Genomic DNA, 8064 nt, shown 5'->3' on the forward strand with positions numbered 1-8064 from the left:
GGATGAACCCGACGACGGGCACCGTGAACCCGCAGGTGCCCTTCACCACCCGGACGCTCATGCTCGATCCGGCCGGGCTGAACCGGCGATTGAGCGAACTCGAATGTATCGGCGAACTCACCCGTCGGCAACCGAAAACCATTGGTGCCGTGGCCCGCCGCGCGCGCACCGGTGTTCACAACCACTACGTCGACGGTATCCCCCGGGTCCTGCCGATGATCGTGGCATGGGCGCGCGGCGCGCACGTGGCCGACCTCGACGGCAACGAGTTCATCGACCTCGACAACGGGCGTGGGGCCAACATCCTCGGCCATGCGGCCCCGGTCGTGACCGACGCGCTGCGGTGCGCCCTCGGCGACGGCCTGTCGTTTGCGGCGGGACACGAGACGGAGACCGCCCTGATGAGTCTGCTGCTGGCCGCCGTCGGATGGGCCGACGGCGGATTCTTCAGCAGTTCCGGCACCGAAGCGACGATGCACGCGCTCAGGCTGGCCCGTGCCTACACCCGGCGCCCGCTGATCGCGATGTTCGACCAGTGCTATCACGGCCACCACACCGACGTTCTGGCCGCACGGTTGCCCGACGGGACGGTGACGCCGTCGATGCCCGGCGTCCCACCGTCGGTGGCATCGTCGACGATCGTGCTGCCCTATGACCGCAGTGCATTCGCGGTGATCGAGGCGCGCGCCGCCGAACTCGCCTGTGTGATCGTCGAGCCGATCCGCTCCGGCTGGCCGCAGTTGGACCGCGAATTCCTGTCCGGGTTGCGTGAGGTGACATCACGAAACGGTGTCCTGCTCGTGTTCGATGAGGTGCTGAGCGGCTTCCGGTTCCGGTTCGGAAGCGCGCTCGACGTCGGCCCCACACCCGACCTGGCGAGTTTTGGCAAGATCATCGGCGGCGGCCTGCCCATCGGAGCCACCGTGGGGCGCGCCGACATCATCGAGATGGGTGTCACCACAGGGGAACACCTTCGCGACATGCAGACCCGGACCCGGGTTCTCGGAACCTTCTGCGGCAACGTCCTGTCCTGCACGGCAGGCCTGGCCCAGCTCGCCTATCTGCGAGACCACGGCGATGCCGTGTACGCGACCACCCGGGCAGCGGCCGATCGATTCGCCGGGCACCTGCAGCGCCTCCGCGATGAAACAGGCCTTCCGATTGTGATCCGGCGTTACGAGACGCTCGTCCGTCCACTGTTCGGCACCATGGGGACCGAGGAGTTCGTCGACCTGGTGCACCCACAGCGCCATGCGGTCGCCGAATACATGTGGACGTACTATCTGCGCGCGGCCGGGGTGCACCTTCCCGAGTTCCTGTACCCGCTGTTCACCGCCGCGCACGACACCGAGGTGATGGATGCGGTTTGCGGGGCGATCACGCAATCCGTCGAGGGTCTACGGCGCGACGGGCTGTTTTGAACCGGCGAGCCCCCTGTTGCTCACAGCAGGCCGCGGTGACGCAGTGCGGTGAGATAGCCGTGGATGAGATCCGGTGTCAGATGGGGGACCGGGCGCGGCGCGCCACTCGACCGGAGGCTCTCGCGGAATCGCTGTGTGGGAAAGGCCGATCCCGCAACGGCTTCGGCGGGCTCGGCGAACGCAGCCATGAGCGGGAGCAGGCAGTGCCGACGTTGCCGCACCGGTAGCGCGCGCATGGCCGTCTCGAACCGGGCTGCCCACTCCCGGTGGGATTGGAGCCGAGTGATCGGATGCCCGGCCTCGACCAGCCAGTCCACGATCTCGTCGAGCGAGATGGCATCGTCGTGGTCGTTGACCACGTTGTAGGTCGCGAATCCGCCGAAGGGTCCTGGCCCGGCTGCCATTTCCACGATGGCTGCGGCGACGAAGTCGACCGGCAGGCCGTCGTAATGCGGGCGGTTGGCCGGCTGCCGGTAGAACGAGGGCGGCGCGATCCCGGTCGCGGCAAGGCTCAACACCAGCCGGGTGAACACGTCGCCCACATTGAGGTGATCAGTGAATCGGCTGTGCGCCAGGATCATTCCCGGGCGAAACACCGTCACAGACAGCCCGTGGGCGTCGTGGGCCCGGCGCAGCAGTACCTCTGCGGCCCACTTGCTGATCACATAACCGTTCGCGGGTGCTGTGTTGCGGGTGCGGGCCGGGCAACCGACCCGGACATCGGCGTCCTCGGGAAGCGGCCGGCCGTCATCGGTGGTGCCTGCCGCCGCGGTGGACACGAAGGCGAATCGCTTCGATTTGCCGGTGATCGCCAGGCGGATCAGGCCCGCGGTACCAACGACGTTGGGACCGAACAGTTCCGGGTAGGGCAACAGGTGATTGACCAGGGCGCCCGAATGCCCGATCAGGTCGACCGTGGCTGCCAGCCGCGACCACGTGGCACCATCCAGTCCGAGGTGCTCGTCGGTGAGATCGCCCGCGAGGACCTCCAGCCGGGATTCCGCGGGCGGGCCGAACGCGGCTTTCAACCGGCGGTGGGCATCGGCGTTGTCGGCGCCCCGGACCAGGCAGATCACCGTGCCACAGATGGGTGCCAGCCGGCGTAGCCACTCTGCGCAGAGTAGTTGTCCGAGAAAGCCGTTGGCGCCCGTCAGCAGGACCGTCCGGGGCGGGCCGGGGTTCGGGGCCACGGGCCGGTCCCGGTCGATCGTGCGCGCCTCGATGAACCGGTCCAGGGTCAGATCGCGGGCGTACACGCGGTCGGTGCACTGGCCGTGAACACCCGAGCAGGCCCGGCGGGGGATGGCGCGACGCTGTGCTTCGATCAGCGAGGCGATCCCGCTCAGGTTGCGGGTGGGATCGATGACGGCGGTGGCAGGCACCCGGGCACCGAAGATCTCGGTCAGCAGCGTTGCCAATGTCAGTGCGGTCAGGGAATCGATGCCGATGTCACTCAGGACCGTGTCGGCACCGATGGTGGTGATCCCCAGGGTGGCAGCGGCGGCCAGGCGCACGGTCTCCAGCACCGGCCTGTCGGCGGCGCCCTGCCGAAGTGTGGCGAGTTCGACCGCCTGGCGATCGGCGATGTCGGCGTAGGTCTGTTCGAGCTGCTCACGGTAGTGAATGTTCAGCGCCGGTCGGGCCGGCTTGGCGGTGGCGGTGAGCAGTCCGTTGTCGACGCTGAACGGCCGGGGATCGATCAGGATGTCGCGGGGCACCTCATAGGGGCGCAGAGCGTTGTCGCGGGCAATCGTCCGCAGCGATTCGAGGATGGTCGCCCTGGTGGCGGCGGGGAGACCCGGTGGCGTCTCAGGCACGACCACTGCCAGGACGAACGCGCGACGACTGCTGCCGTACACGAAGATCTGCCGGATGTACGGACTGGTGACGAACACCGACTCCAGGTGGGAGAGCGCGACGAACTCGCCTTGGGACAGCTTGACCACGTTGCTGCGGCGATCCACGAATGCCAGGTGATCTGGCCCGATCTCGGCCATGACGTCACCCGTACGGTAGTAGCCCTCGTCGTCGAAGGCCGTGTCCGTGGCGTCCGGACGGTGGTAGTACCCGGGGGTGAGGACCTCGGATTTCACGAGTAGTTCGCCGCGGGGATACGGCCGGTCGGTGCCGAAGTACCCCAGCTCGGGAATGTCGACCAGCTTGTAGTCGATCACCGGGGGACGAACCACCCGGCCGTCGTTGAGCACATTGCCGGTTTCGGTAGTGCCGTAACCGATTGCGAGGTGGATACCCAGGCACGTTTCGATGAACGTGGTGAGCTCCGCCGACAGCGGTGCGCTTCCGGACGCCGCCAGGAGTATGCGCCCGCCGAGCACGTTCTCGCGCAGGTGGGTCATCACCTGCGCGCGTACGGTTGCAGGGTCCGAAGTCGGCGCCGAACGCTGGCTGCATTCGCTCTGGTACCTGCTGTAGATCATCTCGCACACCCGGGGGATCAGTGGAAGCACCGTGGGACGCACCGCGGCGATGTCGTCGAACAAACTCGACATGTCCGGTGCGGCAGCGAAATAGGCCGTGCCGCCACTAACCAGCGTGGTGAGCACCAGCGCCTTCCCGCCGTAGTGACTCATCGGCATGTAGTTGTAGGAAATCACCGGTATGGCAACGGAATTGCGCCAGGTTCCGGCGACCATGCGTTCGGTGTACATCGCGGCCTTGGGGGTCCCGGTGCTGCCCGACGTGTAGGACAGGCCGACGAGCCGGTCCGGGTCGGCAGGCGGTAGTGGTGGGCGTGGCGATGCTGCGGGTGGCCGTCGGAGGCCGCGCCGGATGACCTCGTCGAGTGTTTCGAACAGAATCGGGTGCCGGGACTTCGTCAACCGCAGTTGGGCCTGCTCGAAAGTGTCACCAAAATCGTCGATGTCGGCTCGATGGTCGAAGACGATGAGGCGGCGCAGTCCCGGAGCGCTGAGTGCGGCTTCGACCGCAGTAGGCAGTTGATCCGAGCTGACGGCGAGGGCCGACGCCCGGGTTTCCGCCAGCACTCTGGTCAGCTGCCCGGTTTGCGCACCGTACTGGACCGGGACCGTCACGGCACCGGTCAGGGCGCAGGCCAGGTCCACGGTGATGTAGTCGGCGCTCGCGAACCCCAATGTGCAGACGAACTCGCCTGATGAGATCGGGAATGTTTGGTGGGCAAGCCAATCCGTGGCGATCGCGTTGATCCGCTGCCAGAGCTCCCGGTAGCTGATCGTGTGCGGCGCGGACCCCGCGCACCGGCCGAGTGCCGGCCGGTCTGCATAGCCGGTCATGACCGCCGCGATGATGCCGGCCAGTCCGAGACCGTCCTCACGGACTGCGGCGGACACCTCGGGAAGCGGAACGCAACTGCGGAACTGCCGGTCGGCGGCGTACAGTTCCGCAGCGCGCCCGGCCAATTCCGCCGTCAGGCCCGTGCGCAGCGCGCGGCCGCGTACGGTGCGAGGGTCGGGCATATCGCAACGCCGAACGGCGCCGACAGGACGAAAGGCGCAGGGTCGGCCGGATCGGGGCCGAACAACCCGAACCGTGAGAACCGGGCGATCTTCGTGACACCGTCATCGTCGAATTTCTGGTCCGGGCCCGGTGTCATCCGCAACTCGTGCAGGTTTCGCCGGTCCACCGCTCCCTGCACCGGGAGGAAGGGCCGCCCCGGCGGTCGCTGAACGTACCGGATCACCCGGGGCGGCAGCTGCTCGGTGGTCGGTGTGATCAACGCGGTGGGTCTGTCCCGGACGATCGGTGCCTGCTGCATGCGAAGCGAGAACGCTCGGATGCTGGGGGATTCGGACATGGGTGACTCCGTCTGTCAGAGGTGGTAAACGGGAGTGCGGCGCATCGGTGACATCGCGTCAGCCGATGCGCCGCAACAGGTTCAGAGCAGGCCGCCCAGGATTCCGATTCCGGTGGTGGCGACTTGCTCCCACGGGAAGTCGAATGAGGCTCCGACGCCCGCCTGGTTGGTGAACGCTGCGGCCCCTGCCGGCGTGCGATCGATCGGCGAAGCCTGGGGCGGCAGCATTTCATTTGATGTACTCATGGATTTCTCCTTGTTTGTTGTGTGTTGATCTGACTGAAAACCTGATCTGCTGATTGATTCTCGATTCGCTCCTTTCGGGGGTGAACGCGTTCAGTACTTGATCCCTTTCGATGCGTAGCACATCGAACGAGCCAGTCCAGGAAGGTCTCCGCAGCTGACCGAGGCCCCTACGGAGCCTGTTCCGATGCCGCCGCGGGCATCGTCGTCCAGACGCGCGATGCCGGGCCTCTGCGGGGGCAATGCGGCCGAAGCGGTACGACGAGTAGTGTTGTTCATGTTTGCTAACCTCCTGATATCAGGTACTGATGGATGGGAGCCAGCTGCACCGGCCACGGGTCGCTGACGTCGACGGTGGCCTGATAGACCACCCGGGCCCGTCGTTCGTTCTCCGGCGAGAAGAACGTGATCTTGACGTCCCAGCAATCGCAGTCGAGCCGACCGAACGGACTCTTGACCGCACTGATGCTCTCTAGGGAGTACAGGCTGGTGACATCGCCGTCGACCAACTCGCCGGCCAACAGTCCCTTGGCCATCACGTCCGAGAAGATGAAGGCGTTGGTGGCGGTGTAATTGATCGCGCGATCCGCCGACGACGAGCCGAGATTGCGAAGCTCGTAGTACACCTTGTCGAGCATCTGCCGCAGTTTGAGTTCGGTGCGGGACTCGGCCTTGGACCGGTCGATGCCGAGCTGGTTGGTCAGCTTGTCGAAGTCGATCGCACCCAGCACCGCCTTGACGAGGTTGTTCTCGTTCCAGGTGTACAGCCCTCGGCGCTGCACGACGATCACCGGAAGGCGTTGCCCGGCGAACGTTGTCACCGTGCGGTTGGTGAGGACACCGGGAAGCGATACCCGAGAGACGAAGTCGTCGTCCTCGGCCGGGAGCACCTGACAACGCAACGCATAGCGCAGCATCTCGTAGACGGCTTCGTGGTAGGTGACCTCGGCCTCGATCGCATAGATCGGGGTGAGGTTCAGGTTCATCGTCCAGATGAGCTTGGTCGATTCCCACGGGTGCTTGTCGAGGTAGTTGGCGAGCTGGACCGCGTCGTACGGGTTTGGTTCGGTCACGATCGGTGTCTCGTCGGAGCTCTCTGCCATCGGCATGAGTTGGCGGAAACCGTCGCGACGGGCTTCGGTACCGAAGTCGAACCCGATATTGCCCAGTGCGAACACGTTTGACACCGGTATCGGGTGGGCTGACTGCGGCGGGGTGGGCGCCTCGTGCGCGGCCGATGCGGTCGTGGCCTCCTGGGATGCCGTGGATCCGCATGAGCAAGGGGCTCCACCGCACGACGGCGCGACTCCGGTCGGGACCGGAACGGCATCGGGTGGTATCGGCGGCGGCCCGGGATTCATCAGCCCGGAATCGGTTGGTGTCGCGTCGATTCCTGAACTCGCGACGTGGGGGATCGGTGTGGTTGCCATGTCGGTCACTTTGTCTCCTTGTGTGATCAGCGCGTGTGCGCCGTGAACGTTGAGAATTCCCGCCAGGCAGCGGGGGTCTGAATCTCGGGCACAGGCCAGCGCGCTGGCGATCACTGCCCGTCGCACCTCGGCAACGTCGGTGCTGCCGTCTCGCCGCCGCTGAGCGGAGAGGAGCAGCGCGGCCAGGGCGCTCACGATCGGGGTGGCGAAACTTGAACCGGTGAGTTCGGCGATCGTGCCGCCCGGTATGGCGCCGGGAATCGCCTCGCCCGGCGCCAGCACGCCGCCCCGTGCATACCGGTCACCAAAGTTGCTCGACGGCAACGCAACTCCGTTTCGTCCCAGTGCGCCGACGGCCAGCACGTTGGGCAGAGCGGCAGGAACGTGCAGGCAATCACACCCGTCATTGCCGGCTGCGGCAACGATGAGCACGCCGTTGCGCTCGCACGCCTCGACGGTGCGGGCGAGCAGGGGATCCGCTTCTCCGAGCTCGACGAGTTCGCCACCGCTGATATTGATCACATCTGCCCCGCTCATCATGGCGCGTTCGATGGCCCGGGCGAGGTCGAGTTGTGAGAGGTGTCCACTGGTGTCGGTGAAGATCGGGACCACCACGCCGCGACATCCGGCGGCCAGGCCCAGTGCTCCGGTGGCCGGTTGCCCGAAAATGATGCTGGCCACGTGGGTGCCGTGGCCCGACATCGCGCCGGGGCCGGCCTCGTCGAGGACGAGCGAATCCGTACGGGTGATCCGGGCGTCGGCAAAGCACGGGTGGGCAAGATCGACCGGCCCGTCCAGAATCGCGATGCACACCTCGGGGTCGGGAATTATGCTGTCCCGCAGTGACTTCAGCTCACCGAGGATGTAGTCGGTGTCGGCCGCCCGCACGGTCTGCGGTGGCTCGGTAGCCTGCACCTGGTTCATAGCGCAATCGTGCGCGGCAGCAGGGCGTCCCACAATTGGCCTTCGGATGGATCTTGCCCGTGCCCCCTGTGGGGGTGGCGGATGTACCGAGCGGCGAACTCGGCCTATATCTTTCGGTCGATTTCCCATCGTCGGCATTGACATTGCCGACGGCGCGGCAGTAACACGAAAGACATGGCATCAATGAGGGGGACCCGTTTGGTGGTCCAGTCGCTATGCGACTTGGGGTTGGTGGGTCGTGGCCCACTGTAGG

At 66.2% G+C, this 8064-nt stretch carries 5 protein-coding genes; 1 reads left to right on the top strand and 4 read right to left on the bottom strand.

Translation table 11 applies throughout. The annotated features are described in order from the left end of the window. The first annotated feature begins 2 nt into the window (after positions 1-2). A complete protein-coding gene (locus AC4ELH_RS21015; protein ID WP_498886378.1) occupies positions 3-1421 on the top strand; it encodes an aminotransferase class III-fold pyridoxal phosphate-dependent enzyme in 1419 nt (472 codons plus the stop codon). 20 nt (positions 1422-1441) lie between these two features. Here the strand turns inward: AC4ELH_RS21015 and car are convergent, their stop codons facing one another. The 4 genes from car to AC4ELH_RS21035 form a co-directional block, all read right to left on the bottom strand. Beyond that, on the bottom strand, positions 1442-4876 hold the full coding sequence (car, locus tag AC4ELH_RS21020; RefSeq protein ID WP_498886380.1) for a carboxylic acid reductase: 3435 nt from the start codon (positions 4874-4876) through the stop codon (positions 1442-1444). Next, entirely contained in the window at positions 4828-5214 is a 387-nt protein-coding gene (locus AC4ELH_RS21025; protein ID WP_498886382.1) for a hypothetical protein, read from the bottom strand. Before AC4ELH_RS21025 ends, car begins: the two co-directional genes overlap by 49 nt. A gap of 81 nt (positions 5215-5295) precedes the next feature. Continuing rightward, complete coding sequence (locus AC4ELH_RS21030) at positions 5296-5460, bottom strand: hypothetical protein (RefSeq protein WP_498886384.1); 165 nt, start codon at positions 5458-5460, stop codon at positions 5296-5298. 281 nt (positions 5461-5741) lie between these two features. Continuing rightward, on the bottom strand, positions 5742-7811 hold the full coding sequence (locus tag AC4ELH_RS21035) for a PatA/PatG family cyanobactin maturation protease (protein WP_498886386.1): 2070 nt from the start codon (positions 7809-7811) through the stop codon (positions 5742-5744). Positions 7812-8064 lie beyond the last annotated feature (253 nt).

The organism is Mycobacterium shunyiense, from assembly GCF_058270075.1.

Bases quoted from the DNA above. Each gene is read 5' to 3' on its own strand.
- AC4ELH_RS21015 (WP_498886378.1), top strand. From the start codon at position 3: ATGAACCCGACGACGGGCACCGTGAACCCGCAGGTGCCCTTCACCACC.
- car (WP_498886380.1), bottom strand. From the start codon at position 4,876: ATGCCCGACCCTCGCACCGTACGCGGCCGCGCGCTGCGCACGGGCCTG.
- AC4ELH_RS21025 (WP_498886382.1), bottom strand. From the start codon at position 5,214: ATGTCCGAATCCCCCAGCATCCGAGCGTTCTCGCTTCGCATGCAGCAG.
- AC4ELH_RS21030 (WP_498886384.1), bottom strand. From the start codon at position 5,460: ATGAGTACATCAAATGAAATGCTGCCGCCCCAGGCTTCGCCGATCGAT.
- AC4ELH_RS21035 (WP_498886386.1), bottom strand. From the start codon at position 7,811: ATGAACCAGGTGCAGGCTACCGAGCCACCGCAGACCGTGCGGGCGGCC.